Below are 15,211 nucleotides of genomic sequence, written 5' to 3'. Positions count from 1 at the left end.
GGTCAGTGGAGGCGCATTATAGGGAGTTCTCAGAAGGCCGCAACCCCTATTTTTAAAAAACTTTTCCGACCGCTGAATGTTTAATCAAAAGTTGTTTAAAGCACCAATTCGTGGATGCTTTTAAAGCCATATGCCTGCAAAACAGGCAGCAATTCTGCAGCTTGTTCATCGAGCTTCATGCAATAAGCGATGCTTTCAATTTCCGTTCCCTGTTTTTTTTCGGGAATAGAAGTAAAAGCAGTCTCAATTAACCAGTGTGCGCGACGTGCAATGGCCGATCCGGAATCAATCATGCGAGTTCCATCAGGTAAAACCTGCGACAGCTCGTCACTGAGCAACGGAAAATGAGTACATCCAAGTACAACTGTGTCGGGTGGCTCACGTAATTTAAGCCAGGGTTGCAGGATTTTCCTTAATAGAGGAAGAGAAACCTCTTCGCCATGCAACTTGGCTTCGGCCAACTCCACCAGCTCAGCCGATCCTAGCATCAGGATTTTGCAGTCTGTAGCAAAACGGGCAATCAGATCGTGCGTATAGGGACGCTGCACCGTCGCGCGCGTTGCCAATAGTCCAACAATTCCGTTACGGGTCAGTTTGGCAGCTGGCTTTATAGCAGGGACGACGCCGACTACCGGGCAACTGAATTTCGCTCTTAATGCAGGAAGTGAAACCGTGCTCGCGGTATTACAGGCGATGATAATAATAGAAAGGGGATGACGCTTCGCCACAGCGCTGACAATTTCAAGCACGCGCTCGACGATAAACTCTTCCGACTTCTCCCCATAGGGAAACGCCACGTTGTCGAAAGCATATATATAGTGCAGGTCCGGCAATAGCAGCCGGACTTCATGATAAACCGATAACCCGCCGACGCCAGAGTCAAACACCAGCGCCGTCGGGCGAGCCGGTACTATGGCATTATCAGAAGGTATAGCTTCCAGAGAGGAAATACTCACGTCCTGGTGTTGCGTAGCCATAAACCGTCTCGTAATCTTTATCAAAGAGGTTGGCAATTCTAGCACGAACAGTCAGATGGTCAGTAACAGGATAAGAGGCTGCGAGATCCCAAAGGCTCACACCGCCAAGCTTCACAGTCTGATAAGTATTGTAGTCGGTATCATAGCGCTGGCCGAGGTAATGATAGGTCACAGCCCAGTCAATTTGCTCAACCTGCCAATCGAGTTCGTATTTAACCTGCTGCTTGGCACGGCGTAATAGTACTTCATTAGTCTGGCCATTACGCGCGTCAACAAAGTCATAAGAAATCTGGTGACTAAACGGTCCAGTATCAAAGGAGGCCGTGGCTTCAACCCCTTTAATAACGGCATCGCCGATATTATAATAACGATAGGTCACTGGATCGCTGTCAATCAGGTTGGTGATTTCGTTTTTATAACCGCTGACACGCCAGGTTACCGGACCAGTCAGACCCTCAACGCCACCTTCCCACTGTTTACTTTCTTCAGGTTTAAGATTTGTATTACCGTAAAACGCACTGTAGACCTGTCCCAGATTCGGCGCTTTAAATGCTGTGCCATAGGAAGCAATAAAGCGATAACCGTCGATAAACTCCCAGGCCGCGCTGCTCTGCCAGGTGGTGTGCTGACCAAACTGCGAGTTATTATCGCTGCGAACGGCACCTTCAATAGTTACCGGACCGAAAAGTTGTTGAGTCGTTGCATAGACCCCCGTGTCACGCTGCTCATAACCTTCACTCAGATAGTTAGTACCTGGTGTCGTGGTTTGCTTCTGCCAGTCAAGACCTCCACTTACTGTACCGTGCCACGCCTGCAGGGTATTCCCCCACTGAACGTTATATTGCTGCACGTCATCAAGCGTCGCAGATGAATCGTATTGACCGTAACGCGGATCATAATTGTAGGTCTTGCTGTGGGTATAGCTACCAATTAACTGAGTAGCATAAATGCCTTTGTTATAACGAAGGCCAGTATCCCAAGTCTGGCTATATAACTGCTGAGTATCCAGCAAAGCGCTTCCCGGTGTGTAATAGCCGTCATAGGCGGTTCTATTATCGAAACCATAACCGCGAATAAAGCCGCTGACGTTTTCACTGAAGTTATGAAGTATTGAGCCATACAACGTTTTACTCATAAACCCGTCGCGGTCGTGCTGCGGATCGCCACCAGTATTACCATCGGCCACTACGTCATAACCGTGGGTGTAGGTATAGTTACCGGCGAAAGTCCCGACGGTATCTTTACCCAGCTTCTGTTGAGTTGAGGCATCATAAGACTGGTAGCCGTTTGAACCCAGGCCCGCTGTTACCGTAGTGCCCAGTTTATCGCGAGTGGTAATAATGTTGACTACGCCGCCGATGGCGTCAGAACCATAAACCGCAGAGGACGGACCACGGATATATTCAATTCTTTGCACCAAAGAAATAGGGATTTGGCTTAAATCTGAAGAACCAGAAATCCCGGCCTGATTTAAACGGATACCATCGATAAGAATTAATACGTGGTTGGAGTTGGTGCCACGAATAAACATAGAGCTGGTTTGTCCTAACCCACCGTTCTGCGCAATATCTACACCCGGTAAACGACGCATTACGTCAACCAGCGACTTGGACTGCCATCTGTCTATTTCATCTCGCGTCACCACCGTAGTCGGAGCTAAAACGGTTGAGACCGGCTGTGGAAAACGGTTAGCCGTAACTACTACATCATCATTATCTGTTTGAGGATTACTATCTTGCGCCCAGCCCGAAAAAGCTGTGGCGGAAAGAACCGCCAGCAGCGCATGCTTTTTAATTGTCATGTAAACGCGCATCCGAAATAAATAAAGGATGCCGCATAAATCATTGGCACTTTCGCGATGACAATGAATATTGCGACGTAATTCAGGCAGGTCTTCGGGCTTGGGATTTGTTATTTAACAGAATTAACACCCGGCGATAACTTCCCATCCTTATTAAGGACAGTGTTTGCATTTTTGTTTTGCAGAATAATATTAATGCACTCGCCTTGCTTTCCCCATACCGCTGCGCGACAGCTCCGGATTCACACCGGATTCCCTTTTAACTCAATAGTGGAGGCCTAGGATGAATCCTACGATCAACCTATTTTGAAATCTAGACTTCCATCGAGCTGAACCCAACTAAATACGACAAAACTGGACATCATCTTCGCATTCCCTACAATCAGCGGGCAAAACGCATCATAATCCGCAATGTTCGCCCTTTGATTAGCCGTAAAACGAGAAACCAGATGACGCCAGAAAACCTGCCCATTGAACAATATGACGACCAACTGGCGGAAAAGACCGCCCGTCTCACGGCGCTGATGACGCCATTTAATGCGCCGGCGGCTGAAGTTTTCCGTTCACCGGTCAGCCATTACCGTATGCGCGCCGAATTCCGCGTCTGGCACGATGAAGGCGACCTGTATCACATTATGTTTGATCAGCAGACCAAGGCCCGCATCCGCGTTGACCAGTTCCCTGCTGCCAGCGAGTTGATTAACCGCCTGATGCCAGTTTTGCTTGCTGCGGTCAAAGCCGAGCCGGCCCTGCGCCACAAGCTTTTCCAGATTGACTATCTGTCCACCCGCAGCGGCAAACTTATAGCCTCCCTGCTCTATCATCGCAAGCTTGACGATGTCTGGCAGCAGGCTGCAACCGCGCTACGCGACCAGCTACGTCAAGACGGTTTTGATATTCAGCTGATTGGTCGCGCGGCAAAAACCAAAATCATGCTCGATCAGGATTATGTCGATGAAGTCCTGCCGGTTGCTGGACGTGACATGATTTATCGTCAGGTTGAGAATAGTTTTACCCAGCCGAACGCCGCAATGAATATTCATATGCTGGAGTGGGCGTTGGGGGTGACTGAAGGTTCAAAAGGCGATTTGCTCGAGCTTTACTGTGGCAACGGTAATTTCTCGATGGCGCTGGCCCGTAATTTTAATCGCGTACTGGCAACTGAAATAGCCAAACCTTCTGTTGCAGCGGCACAGTTTAATATCGCGGCTAATAATGTCGATAACGTGCAGATTATTCGTATGGCAGCTGAAGACTTTACCCAGGCGATGAATGGCGTCAGAGAATTCCGTCGTCTGGAAGGGGTCGATTTGAAGGGTTATCAATGTGAAACCATTTTTGTCGATCCGCCACGCAGTGGCCTGGATGACGAAACCGTAAAAATGGTTCAGGGGTATTCACGCATCCTTTATATCTCCTGTAACCCGGAAACGCTGTGCGCCAATCTTGAAACCTTGCAGCAGACCCACCGCGTCACTCGTCTCGCGCTGTTCGATCAGTTCCCGTATACCCATCATATGGAATGCGGCGTTTTGCTTGAACGCATTGGCGACTAACTAAAGTAAAAAGGCAGCCCGACGGCTGCCCTTTCTAACTATTTGTAAATTCAAGCGTTATGTTGTTGCTTGCGTTTCTTGATCCGATAGGCAATCCAGAATACCAGCACCACACAAATCACTGACGGGACGAAATTAGACCCCAACTGTGGATGTTCAGCGCGGATAATAGTGCTGTACAACAATAATCCCAACACGAAACAGGCAGCGGCCAGTTTGGGCACGCCAAAAGGCATTTCGCTTTGCTGATAGCGCACGTGTAAGCAATAAACCGCCAGCACCAGCGCAATAATTGGGAAAATCGAAAAAGGTACAACTGAACTGAATAAGGCGTCAAAGGTGCCGTTAATCGATAATCCGGCAATCAGAGCCAATACCAGGGTGCCGTTCTCCTGGCGTGGTTGTTCTGTCATCTTCTAATCCTCTTTATCCTTTTTGACGTTAAGTCACAGCCCACAAAGCTGCATTCATTGAACTGATACCTTGCCACAAATTCAATCGCTTTGAATGACCTCATCGTTAACTGATGTGTCAGCGGTTCTTTCCTGCTGGCGGCGATACCAGTAGTAAGCACCTTTGGAAATCATACGTAACTGAAGTACAAGCCTTTCTTCGAGCTGGCGACGCTGGGCGATATCGACATCCAGCGCCTCTGCACCGGCATTAAAGACGATAATAACCATGGCTTCTGCCTGCGCTTCAGTAAAACTACGCGGCATATGGTTTTCAAGCTGCAAATAGTCGGCAAGTTCTGCGATAAAATGCTGAATTTCGCGCGCTACCGCGGCACGGAATGCCGCAGATGTTCCCGAACGTTCACGAAGTAACAGGCGGAAAGCATTGGGATTGTTGCCGATGAACTCCATAAAGGTTGAAACCGAGGTGCGAATAACACTGCCGCCTTTGGCAATACGCTGGCGTGCCTGGCGCATTAATTGGCGCAGCATTAAACCGCTTTCATCAACCATGGTCAGGCCCAGCTCGTCCACATCGCGAAAGTGCCGGTAAAAAGACGTGGGGGCGATGCCCGCTTCGCGAGAAACCTCACGCAGGCTCAAACTGGCGAAACTGCGCTCTGCGCTTAGTTGGCTAAAGGCCGCCTCAATAAGCGAGCGGCGAGTACGCTCTTTCTGTTGTGCTCTTACGCCCATGACCTTCATCCGATAGTGTCTACTTACTCATTCGCCTGAATTCATTTCACTATACCAAATTTTTCTACAACGACCGTTATACTAAGTGGAGCATAAAGTTCTTCTGAATGTTGCCGCATTCCCACGAATAGATAACCGGTCGTTGGGAAATTAGGTCTATGATGTTACATTCTCGTTATGATTTTGTAGAAAAATAGGTCCCTTATCCATGTCACAGAACTATCATTTTGATGCCATCATAATTGGCTCCGGCCCTGGCGGTGAAGGTGCTGCCATGGGTCTGGTTAAACAAGGCTCCAGAGTTGCAGTCATCGAACGTTATAACAACGTTGGTGGCGGCTGTACTCACTGGGGAACCATTCCATCAAAAGCGTTAAGACACGCAGTCAGCAGAATTATCGAGTTTAACCAAAATCCGCTATATAGCGACGGTTCTCGTGCAATGAGCTCGACATTCCCGCAAATTTTACGCCATGCCGATACGGTGATTAATCAGCAGACCCGCATGCGCGAAAGCTTCTACGAGCGTAATCAATGCAAACTGTTTGCCGGTGATGCCAGCTTTGTAGATGCTAACACTATTTCGGTAACCTATGCCGATGGTTCTCAGGACTTTGTGACGGCAGAACATATCATTATTGCCTGTGGTTCACGGCCTTACCGTCCTGCAGACGTTGATTTTACTCACCCACGCATTTACGACAGCGATTTAATCCTTGGTCTGGAACACGAACCTCGCCACGTTATTATTTACGGGGCCGGCGTAATTGGCTGTGAGTATGCTTCGATTTTCCGCGGACTGAATGTAAAAGTCGATCTGATCAACACCCGCGACCGATTGCTGGCGTTCCTTGATCAGGAAATGTCAGACGCACTCTCTTACCACTTCTGGAATAACGGCGTTGTTATTCGCCACAATGAAGAGTTTGAGAGGATTGAAGGCGTTGATGACGGCGTCATTATGCACCTGAAATCTGGCAAGAAAATTAAAGCCGATGCTCTGCTGTACGCCAACGGTCGTACCGGTAATACGGATTCGCTGAAACTTGAAAATACCGGTCTTGAAGCAGACAGTCGCGGATTGCTGAAAGTTAACAGCATGTACCAGACTGCTCAGCCGCATATTTATGCGGTCGGCGACGTTGTCGGTTATCCGAGTCTGGCGTCTGCTGCCTATGATCAGGGCCGCATTGCTGCCCAGGCGATCGTCCAGGGCGAGACCAGAGTGCATCTGATTGAAAATATTCCTAGCGGTATTTATACCATTCCGGAAATCAGTTCCGTGGGTAAAACCGAGCAGGAATTAACCGCGATGAAAGTGCCATATGAAGTGGGCCGCGCGCAGTTCAAACATCTCGCGCGTGCTCAAATCGTTGGTATGAACGTCGGGAGTCTCAAGCTGCTGTTCCACAGAGATACCAAGCAAATACTCGGTATTCACTGCTTTGGTGAACGCGCAGCTGAGATTATTCATATCGGACAAGCCATTATGGAACAGGAAGGGGCAGGAAATACGATTGAGTATTTCGTTAACACTACCTTTAACTATCCAACAATGGCTGAGGCCTATCGCGTTGCGGCACTAAACGGCTTAAATCGCCTTTTTTAACGCTAACGCGTCCATGTAAGGTTGCATGTGCTGTTTAATGGCTTCGGCCAACTGTTCATAGCGACCGCGCAGCGGGGAACCGGGGCGATACACCAGAGCAATGGTGCGCTTCGGTTCCGGCTTGTCACATTTCAAATAAGTCACACCGTCGCGGCTACGCTCGTGTGGCACGGCAAGTGATGGCAGCAGAGTAATCCCGCTTCCGGCTGCGACCATATTCCGCAAGGTTTCAAGACTGGTGGCACGGAAATGAGTGTCTTCGTCTGCCCCTGCCTGGAAGCAAAAACCTAACGCCTGATCGCGCAGGCAGTGACCGTCTTCCAGCATCAACAATTTCTCACCCGAAAGATCCGCCATTGCTACTCTGTCGCGCGATGCCCAGGCGTGATCGTCATAGATTGCCAGCTTCATTGGCTCATCAAACAACGGCACCTCAATAAAGGCTTCGCTTTCTTTTACCAGCGCCAGAATCGCACAGTCGAGTTTGCCGCTGTCGAGCTGCGCCAGAAGTTGCTGGGTCTGTGCTTCATGCAGATACATTTCCAGCTTCGGAAAAGTTTTATGCAGCGACGGAATAATCTGCGGCAGCAAATAAGGTCCCACGGTTGGGATCAGCCCAATATGCAACGGGCCGGACATCGCCTCACCCTGCTGGCTGGCCATCTCTTTTAAAACCTTTACTTCGCGCAATACTGTACGTGCCTGATCTACCAGCAATAAACCCGCTTGTGTGAACAGTACTTTGCGGCTGGTTCTCTCCAGCAGCATAACGCCCAACTCATCTTCGAGTTTGCGGATTTGACCGCTCAGCGTTGGCTGGCTGACGTGGCAAGAATCGGCAGCGCGGCGAAAATGCCGGAACTCGGCCAGCGCAACCAGATACTCTAAATCACGGATGTTCATAAATTCTCCCTTAACGACTCGCAAAGGCGATAGTCAGTAGCGATAGATAAGATAGCAATCAACGATTATATCTATCAAGAGTATTCGTTAATAATGTCTTCCATCGAAAGGCAACGTCGAAAAAAATTTTATTACTCACCACAAAATAAGTGATTTAAGAGGTTATGCATGTTTTCAAGCCATGAAGGAAAAACCGTACCACAAGTCACGTTCCACACTCGTCAGGGCGATCAGTGGATTGATACCACCAGCGATGACCTGTTTAAAAATAAAACTGTGATCCTGTTTTCTCTGCCGGGCGCGTTTACACCAACCTGCTCCTCGAGCCATTTGCCACGTTACAACGAGCTGTCGAGCGTATTCCGTCAGCACGGTGTTGACAGCATTCTCTGTGTGTCTGTAAATGACACTTTTGTAATGAATGCCTGGAAAGCCGAGCAAAATGCCTCAAACATTACCTTTATTCCAGATGGTAATGGTGAGTTCACCAAAGGCATGGACATGCTGGTCGAAAAAGCCGATTTGGGCTTCGGTCCGCGTTCTTGGCGCTACTCCATGCTGGTCCGTAACGGCGTGGTAGAGAAAATGTTCGTTGAACCAAACAAGCCGGGCGACCCGTTTGAAGTGTCTGATGCAGACACTATGCTCAAATATCTGGCCCCAGAGTATAAAGTGCAGGAATCGGTCTCGGTATTCACCAAACCAGGCTGTCCTTTCTGCAGTAAAGCGAAGCAAATGCTGCAAGAACGCGGTATTCAGTACGAAGAAGTGGTACTTGGAAAAGATGCAACAACTGTGAGTCTGCGTGCGGTCAGTGGTCGTGCAACAGTTCCACAAGTGTTCATCGGTGGTCGCCACATCGGGGGAAGCGACGATCTGGAACAGTACTTCGCAGCCTGATTTGTATCGGGGCTAAAAGTATCAGAACGTCTTATTAGAAAGAAAGCAGTCTATGAACGTTTGGCGGGCCGCAAGGCCCGCTTTTTTATGTCTGCTATTGAGCAGCAATCAGGCGAAAAGCTATTAAGCCAGACGCGATTTGGCTTCACGGATAGCCAGCGCAACTTGCTCAGGCGCAACACCGCCTTTGGCATTGCGCTTGTCGAGGCATGATTGCAGCGCAAGAATCGGATAAACGTCATCGCCAATAATACTGCTAAATTTCTGCAAATCAGCCAGCGGTAAGGCTTCCAGCGCTTTACCCTGACGGATTGCCTCGACCACTGCTTCACCGACAATGTGGTGCGCTTCACGGAACGGCACACCCTTGGCAACTAAATAGTCAGCCAACTCGGTAGAGTTTGCGTAGCCTTGCTCAGCCGCTTCTTTGCAGCGCGGGCGTTTTACCTGAATTCCATCGAGGACCAACGCCGCCATCTGCAAGCAGTCCATCCAGGTATCAAGTGCATCAAACAACCCTTCCTTGTCTTCCTGCATGTCTTTGTTATAAGCCAGCGGCAAGCCTTTAAGGGTCATCATCATCCCGGTTAACGCACCCTGCACGCGACCACATTTGCCGCGGATAAGCTCAAGCGCATCTGGATTTTTCTTCTGCGGCATGAGTGAAGAACCAGAAGTCACGCGGTCAGAAAGGTCAACGAAGCCCGCTTCACCAGTGTTAAAGAAGATCAGATCTTCCGCAAAACGTGAAAGGTGAACCATGCTGATTGATGCGTTAGACAGTAATTCAAGAATGTGGTCGCGATCTGAAACGCTGTCGAGGCTGTTACGCGTTGCCGAAGCAAAGCCCAACCAGCCAGCAAGCTGTTCACGATCGATCGGATATGCCGTGCCTGCCAACGCGCCGCTACCCAAAGGGCTGACGTCAAGACGGTTAAGGGTATCCTGCAAACGGCTCTCATCACGAGCCAACATTTCTACATAAGCCAAACACCAGTGGGCAAAAGTCACCGGCTGCGCGCGTTGCAGGTGAGTATAGCCAGGCATCACGGCGTCTTGATTAGCCTCGGCGGTTTCTACCAGCGCATGTTGCAGCTGCTTAACGGCGAGTTGCAGTTCAACCACCTGGGTTTTACACCACAGTTTGATATCAGTCGCGACCTGATCGTTACGGCTACGGCCAGTATGTAATTTCTTGCCGAGATTGCCGACTTTGTCGATCAGCTTCAGCTCAACCCAGCTATGAATATCTTCGGCATCGCTTTCAAGGATAGCGCGAGGATTGGCACGCACCTCTTCCAACAGCACGTTCAACGCGCCTTCCAGCTCCAGCTGTTCGTCTGCGGTCAGTACATTAACGGTGACCAGCGCTTTTGACCAGGCAACCGAGCCCACGATATCCTGCTCTGCCAATCGATAGTCAAACCGCAGTGAGTCATTCAGTTCTTTGAAACGCTGATCTGCTGCCTGACTAAAGCGTCCGCCCCATAATGCCATGATAATGCTCCTGACTTTGCTTGCTGTAGAAGTGAAATTTGAAGTGATGTTTCAGGCGTGCGAGATGCCCCGCACGCCTGATGTAACCGATGTAAACTGAGACTTACTTTTTAGCAGCGTTCAGTGCACGGATACGTGAAGAGAGTGAGAACAGACGAATGAAACCACCAGCGTGGCTGTGGTCATACACTTCGTCTTCGCCGAAGGTCGCAAACTCTTCAGAATACATGCTGTTCGGCGATTTTTTCTGGATAGCAGTAGCAGTGCCTTTGTAAAGTTTCACAACAACTTCACCGTTAACGTCCTGCGCCAGAGAATCGGCAGCTGCCTGAATTGACTCACGCAGAGGAGCGAACCAGCGACCGTCGTAGACCACGTAAGACATTTCCTGGCCGAGCTGCTCACGCCATTTGAAGCTGTCACGGTCCAGAACCAGCTGCTCAACGCCACGCAGCGCAGCCATCATGATGGTGCCGCCCGGGGTTTCGTAGCAGCCGCGAGACTTGATACCTACCAAACGGTTTTCAACGATATCGATACGACCAACGCCGTGTTTCACACCCAGGACGTTCAGCGCTTCGAGACAACCAAACGGGGTCAGATCTTTGCCGTTAACGGCAACAACTTCGCCTTTTTCAACTTTCAAGGTGACCAGTTCTGCTTCGTCTGGTGCATCTTCAGGAGCCACGGTCCAGGCCCAGCAATCCTTGTTAGGAGCATTCCACGGGCTTTCCAGCACGCCACCTTCGGTAGAAATGTGCCATGCGTTTTCGTCACGGCTGTAGATTTTTTCCAGAGAAGCAGTGGTCTTGATATTACGCTCTTTCAGGTAGTCCAGCAGGGCTTCACGGGAACGCAGGTCCCACTCACGCCATGGTGCAACCACTTTCAGCTGTGGAGCCAGCGCAGTGTAGGTTGTTTCGAAACGAACCTGGTCGTTACCTTTACCGGTTGCGCCGTGGCAAACCGCGTCTGCTCCGACTTTAAGCGCCAGTTCAACCTGAGCTTTGGCGATCAATGGGCGAGCCATTGAGGTGCCCAACAGGTAAGTCCCTTCGTATAGCGCACCGCTTTTCAGCACTGGGTAAACGTAATCCTTGATGAATTCTTCACGCAGATCAACAACGTGGCACTCAGAAGCACCGGTGTCCAACGCTTTCTGCTCGATGCCTTCCAGGTCTGCCTGGTCCTGACCGATGTTGGCCACAAACGCCACCACTTCACAGTTACCGTAGTTTTCTTTCAGCCATGGAATAATTGCCGAGGTGTCTAGACCGCCCGAGTAAGCCAGAACGATTTTGCTGATGCCTTGAGTTGCTGCCATGATAATTTCCTTAAAAATATCTGATTTCGCGACGTTTTTTTACGCCGCGCTTTAATAATAAAACTCTTAAAACCTGGTTACGCCAATATACGGGTGCCGATGGCTTCACCATTGAACAGAGCCGGCAGTTTTTCTGCGTCGCGCCAGCTGGCGATATCGACCGGGCGACCCAAAGTGCGCGCGGCGTCTAAAGCGGCATTCACTTTGACGATCATGCCATCGGTAATGATGCCTTGCACAATCATCTCTTCTGCTCTTGCTGCGGTCATTTCCGGGACACGCTGACGGTCACCATCGAGGATACCGCTGACGTCGGACAGCAGAATCAAATCTGCGCCCAGCGTTGCAGCCAGAGCGGTCGCGGCCTGGTCGGCATTGACATTCATCAGCACGCCCTCGGCTGTGATACCGATAGAACTGACGATTGGCAAATAACCCGCTGTTGTCAGCGTGTTAATCAGTTTAGCGGAACCAGCTTCGGCCTTACCCACAAAGCCCAGCTCTTCATCAAGCTGAGTCACGCTCACTGAACCACCGTCGGCCAGAGACAGGCCCACGGCGCTAATATTATTTTTAACCGCCCAGGACAGCAGCGTTTTGTTGGCGCTGCCCGCCAGTGCTCCGGTAATGATATCAATCTGGTCGGCAGGCGTAACGCGCAGTCCAGACTTCTTAACCACCGGCAAGTTGAGACGTTTCATCAGGTCATCAACCAAATAGCCACCGCCGTGAACGATCACCAGAGGACGCTGATACTCTTTACGATAAGCAACCAGCGCCGCGAACAGGCGATCCAGCGCCTCTTCGTTGTCCAGTAACACGCCGCCTAGTTTGATGATCAATGGATTCATTCGTATGCCACCTTGCTTCAACACCAGCGACTTCTGAAGTCACTGGGTATTTAATTTAACACCCCTGAGCGGACGAATAAACGTTCAAAACAAGGTGTTTTATAAAATTAACAATCAGTTAGCTTTTAAACTAATTGCCTTAAATTTCAGATTATTACACCAGCGAGGTGGTTTCCGGGAAACCAAAGCGCAGGTTCAGACACTGTACTGCCTGAGCCGATGCGCCTTTCAGCAGGTTGTCTTCAACCGCCACGATGATGACGTGCTCACCCTGCACAGCAAAACCGATATCACAGAACGGCAGGCCAACTACGTTTTTCAGCGCTGGCATGCCTTTGTCATACAGACGAACCAGCGGCTTGTTGTCGTAGGCACTGTGAAACGCTTCGGCAACTTGCTCTGCGCTGACGCCTGGCTTCAGACGGCAGGTAATGGTAGCCAGAATGCCGCGCGGGAAACTGCCCAGATGCGGGGTGAAAATGACCGGCGTACCCAAGTGGGTCGAGATTTCAGGATGGTGGCGATGGTTGAATACGCCATAAGCATGCAGGCTCACTTCGCAAAAGCTGGTGCCGAGGCTGGCTTTACGCCCTGCTCCGCTCACGCCGCTTGTCGCATTGATTACCGGCCATTGGTCCTGATTCAGCAACTCTTTTTCCAGCAGCGGTTTAATAGCCAGCTGGGCCGCCGTTGGGTAGCATCCTGGAACCGCAATCAGCTGTGCGTCTTTCAGTTTATCTGCCTGCCATTCGGCCAGACCGTAAACGGCTTTATCAAGCCAGTCCTGATGCCGATGCTCAAAACCATAGAATTGGGTGTAGAAAGCCGGATCATTGACGCGAAATGCACCAGACAGGTCGAATACGGTGCATCCCAGTGCCAGAAACTGCGGGGCCAAATCATGGCTGACTTCATGTGCCGTCGCTAAAAAAACGACATCGACGCCTTTGGCTGCTTCAGCCACATTTTCCAATGGCAAAACAGGCAGATCGACAATGCCTTTTAACTGCGGGTGCAGATCGGAAAGTAATTTTCCTGCATCTGCACTTTGCGCTGAAACCGTTAAACCGGTTATGTTCATATGTGGGTGACGATTCAGATAGAGCGCAAGTTCAGCTCCAGCATAACCGGTGGCACCAACAATCAGCGTATTCAACATGGGCTCAGTTCACCTTCTTTTTCAAAAATAGAGGGCTCACTGCGTTTTTTACGCCAGAAGCCCGCGAAATTCAGCACGTTCGTTGCATTAATACTAACTCAGAAACCCGTCTGATTTTAGTGTTTCCTTACGAACCCGCTTAATGTATTTTTATTCACATTAAATGCATGAATATTTATATTACCCTAACCAAAGGCTGTCAACAGTGAAGATGAAATTACCTCCATTTATTGAGCTATACCGTGCGTTAATTGCCACGCCTTCGATCAGTGCCACCGACAGCGCACTGGATCAGAGCAATGAAACCTTAATCAACTTGCTGGCAGGATGGTTTACTGATTTAGGCTTTAAAGTGGAGATTCAGCCGGTACCCAATACGCGTAATAAATTCAACATGCTGGCCAGCATTGGCGAAGGCGCCGGTGGCCTGCTGTTAGCGGGTCATACTGACACCGTTCCGTTCGACGATGGCCGCTGGACGCGCGATCCTTTCGTACTGACCGAGCACGAAAACAAGCTTTACGGCCTGGGCACTGCGGATATGAAAGGCTTTTTCGCGTTTATCGTCGATGCGCTGCGTGATATCGACACCGAGAAGCTGACTAAGCCGCTATATATTCTTGCCACCGCCGACGAAGAAACCACCATGGCCGGTGCCAGCTATTTTGCCAAAACTTCGACTATTCGCCCGGACTGCGCAATTATTGGCGAGCCAACGTCGCTGAAGCCGGTGCGCGCGCACAAAGGTCATATTTCCAATGCTATCCGCATTACCGGCCAGTCAGGCCACTCTAGCGATCCTGCGCGCGGTATCAACGCCATCGAGCTGATGCACGATTCCATCACTCACCTGATGGGCCTGCGTAAAACGCTGCAGGAGCGTTATAACCACAGCGGCTTTGCCATTCCTTATCCGACCATGAACTTTGGCCACATTAATGGTGGCGATGCGGCCAACCGTATTTGCGCCTGCTGTGAACTGCACATGGATATTCGCCCACTGCCGGGCCTGACGCTGTCAGATTTAGATGATTTACTCAACGAAACGCTGGAACCAGTAAGCAGCCGCTGGCCGGGTCGTTTGACTATCGAAGCCTTGCACCCGCCAATTCCAGGTTATGAATGCCCGCCGGATCACCGTCTGGTGCAGGTTGTCGAAAAACTGCTGGGAACTGAGACCGAGATTGTTAACTACTGCACCGAAGCGCCGTTTATTCAGGAGCTTTGTCCGACTCTGGTACTTGGCCCAGGCTCAATCGATCAGGCACACCAGCCAGATGAATACATCGACACCGCTTTTATCAAACCGACCCGCGAACTGATCTCTCAGGTCGTTCACCATTTCTGCCATCATTAATCGCAGAGGGGTTGTTAAAATAATGTAACAAAAAAGGGGCATCATGAGATGCCCTTTGATATTGTACAAAGTTGCTGATTAGCCAGACTAATAACCCACCGGCTGTAATTAAATTTCAGTCTGATT

General features: G+C 50.1%; 13 protein-coding genes and 1 riboswitch. Of the genes, 4 read left to right on the top strand and 9 right to left on the bottom strand.

Annotated features, from left to right (window positions below; translation table 11 throughout):
- Positions 1 to 95: 95 nt before the first annotated feature.
- Positions 96 to 977, bottom strand: coding sequence for a glutamate racemase (murI, locus tag SPM24T3_RS15620; RefSeq protein WP_009637753.1), 882 nt, complete (start codon positions 975 to 977; stop codon positions 96 to 98).
- On the bottom strand, positions 922 to 2,778 hold the full coding sequence (gene btuB / locus SPM24T3_RS15615) for a TonB-dependent vitamin B12 receptor BtuB (RefSeq protein ID WP_009637752.1): 1,857 nt from the start codon (positions 2,776 to 2,778) through the stop codon (positions 922 to 924). Before btuB ends, murI begins: the two co-directional genes overlap by 56 nt.
- A 67-nt stretch (positions 2,779 to 2,845) precedes the next feature.
- Positions 2,846 to 3,075, bottom strand: a riboswitch (cobalamin riboswitch).
- 152 nt (positions 3,076 to 3,227) lie between these two features.
- On the opposite strand from btuB, the gene trmA reads away from it, so the two are divergent.
- Entirely contained in the window at positions 3,228 to 4,334 is a 1,107-nt protein-coding gene (trmA, locus tag SPM24T3_RS15610; protein ID WP_009637751.1) for a tRNA (uridine(54)-C5)-methyltransferase TrmA, read from the top strand.
- Positions 4,335 to 4,384: 50 nt separating this feature from the next.
- Here the strand turns inward: trmA and SPM24T3_RS15605 are convergent, their stop codons facing one another.
- The gene (locus SPM24T3_RS15605; RefSeq protein WP_009637750.1) at positions 4,385 to 4,747 is read right to left on the bottom strand and encodes a YijD family membrane protein; all 363 of its coding nucleotides are present in this window, start codon (positions 4,745 to 4,747) and stop codon (positions 4,385 to 4,387) included.
- An 81-nt stretch (positions 4,748 to 4,828) separates the two neighbouring features.
- Complete coding sequence (gene fabR, locus SPM24T3_RS15600; RefSeq protein WP_037378808.1) at positions 4,829 to 5,485, bottom strand: HTH-type transcriptional repressor FabR; 657 nt, start codon at positions 5,483 to 5,485, stop codon at positions 4,829 to 4,831.
- A gap of 208 nt (positions 5,486 to 5,693) precedes the next feature.
- Between fabR and sthA the strand changes: the two genes are divergently transcribed.
- The gene (gene sthA, locus SPM24T3_RS15595) at positions 5,694 to 7,094 is read left to right on the top strand and encodes a Si-specific NAD(P)(+) transhydrogenase (protein ID WP_009637748.1); all 1,401 of its coding nucleotides are present in this window, start codon (positions 5,694 to 5,696) and stop codon (positions 7,092 to 7,094) included.
- Here sthA and oxyR read toward each other — a convergent pair.
- The gene (gene oxyR / locus SPM24T3_RS15590) at positions 7,077 to 7,997 is read right to left on the bottom strand and encodes a DNA-binding transcriptional regulator OxyR (RefSeq protein WP_009637747.1); all 921 of its coding nucleotides are present in this window, start codon (positions 7,995 to 7,997) and stop codon (positions 7,077 to 7,079) included. The genes sthA and oxyR overlap by 18 nt on opposite strands.
- A 168-nt stretch (positions 7,998 to 8,165) precedes the next feature.
- Here oxyR and SPM24T3_RS15585 point away from each other — a divergent pair, with 168 nt between their 5' ends.
- Complete coding sequence (locus SPM24T3_RS15585) at positions 8,166 to 8,897, top strand: glutathione peroxidase (RefSeq protein ID WP_009637746.1); 732 nt, start codon at positions 8,166 to 8,168, stop codon at positions 8,895 to 8,897.
- A gap of 123 nt (positions 8,898 to 9,020) precedes the next feature.
- Here SPM24T3_RS15585 and argH read toward each other — a convergent pair whose 3' ends face one another.
- The 4 genes from argH to argC form a co-directional block, all read right to left on the bottom strand.
- Positions 9,021 to 10,394 carry an argininosuccinate lyase gene (gene argH / locus SPM24T3_RS15580; protein WP_009637745.1) on the bottom strand — a complete coding sequence of 458 codons (1,374 nt, stop codon included), beginning with the start codon at positions 10,392 to 10,394 and terminating at the stop codon, positions 9,021 to 9,023.
- Between the two features lie 103 nt (positions 10,395 to 10,497).
- A complete protein-coding gene (locus SPM24T3_RS15575) occupies positions 10,498 to 11,718 on the bottom strand; it encodes an argininosuccinate synthase (protein WP_009637744.1) in 1,221 nt (406 codons plus the stop codon).
- Positions 11,719 to 11,795: 77 nt separating this feature from the next.
- Complete coding sequence (gene argB, locus SPM24T3_RS15570; RefSeq protein WP_009637743.1) at positions 11,796 to 12,569, bottom strand: acetylglutamate kinase; 774 nt, start codon at positions 12,567 to 12,569, stop codon at positions 11,796 to 11,798.
- 154 nt (positions 12,570 to 12,723) lie between these two features.
- Positions 12,724 to 13,728, bottom strand: coding sequence for an N-acetyl-gamma-glutamyl-phosphate reductase (gene argC, locus SPM24T3_RS15565; protein WP_009637742.1), 1,005 nt, complete (start codon positions 13,726 to 13,728; stop codon positions 12,724 to 12,726).
- A gap of 205 nt (positions 13,729 to 13,933) precedes the next feature.
- On the opposite strand from argC, the gene argE reads away from it, so the two are divergent.
- Positions 13,934 to 15,085 carry an acetylornithine deacetylase gene (gene argE / locus SPM24T3_RS15560; protein WP_037378797.1) on the top strand — a complete coding sequence of 384 codons (1,152 nt, stop codon included), beginning with the start codon at positions 13,934 to 13,936 and terminating at the stop codon, positions 15,083 to 15,085.
- The last annotated feature ends 126 nt before the right edge of the window (positions 15,086 to 15,211 follow it).

Source organism: Serratia sp. M24T3 (assembly GCF_000257645.1).
In the GTDB taxonomy this organism is placed as follows: Bacteria; Pseudomonadota; Gammaproteobacteria; order Enterobacterales; family Enterobacteriaceae; genus Rouxiella.
Note: the sequence above shows the minus strand (reverse complement) of the source record. Positions and strands in the feature narration are given on the sequence as shown.

Bases quoted from the DNA above. Each gene is read 5' to 3' on its own strand.
- SPM24T3_RS15575 (WP_009637744.1), bottom strand. From the start codon at position 11,718: ATGGCAGCAACTCAAGGCATCAGCAAAATCGTTCTGGCTTACTCGGGC.
- trmA (WP_009637751.1), top strand. From the start codon at position 3,228: ATGACGCCAGAAAACCTGCCCATTGAACAATATGACGACCAACTGGCG.
- fabR (WP_037378808.1), bottom strand. From the start codon at position 5,485: ATGGGCGTAAGAGCACAACAGAAAGAGCGTACTCGCCGCTCGCTTATT.
- murI (WP_009637753.1), bottom strand. From the start codon at position 977: ATGGCTACGCAACACCAGGACGTGAGTATTTCCTCTCTGGAAGCTATA.
- oxyR (WP_009637747.1), bottom strand. From the start codon at position 7,997: ATGAACATCCGTGATTTAGAGTATCTGGTTGCGCTGGCCGAGTTCCGG.
- argC (WP_009637742.1), bottom strand. From the start codon at position 13,728: ATGTTGAATACGCTGATTGTTGGTGCCACCGGTTATGCTGGAGCTGAA.
- argH (WP_009637745.1), bottom strand. From the start codon at position 10,394: ATGGCATTATGGGGCGGACGCTTTAGTCAGGCAGCAGATCAGCGTTTC.
- sthA (WP_009637748.1), top strand. From the start codon at position 5,694: ATGTCACAGAACTATCATTTTGATGCCATCATAATTGGCTCCGGCCCT.
- SPM24T3_RS15585 (WP_009637746.1), top strand. From the start codon at position 8,166: ATGTTTTCAAGCCATGAAGGAAAAACCGTACCACAAGTCACGTTCCAC.
- btuB (WP_009637752.1), bottom strand. From the start codon at position 2,778: ATGACAATTAAAAAGCATGCGCTGCTGGCGGTTCTTTCCGCCACAGCT.
- SPM24T3_RS15605 (WP_009637750.1), bottom strand. From the start codon at position 4,747: ATGACAGAACAACCACGCCAGGAGAACGGCACCCTGGTATTGGCTCTG.
- argB (WP_009637743.1), bottom strand. From the start codon at position 12,569: ATGAATCCATTGATCATCAAACTAGGCGGCGTGTTACTGGACAACGAA.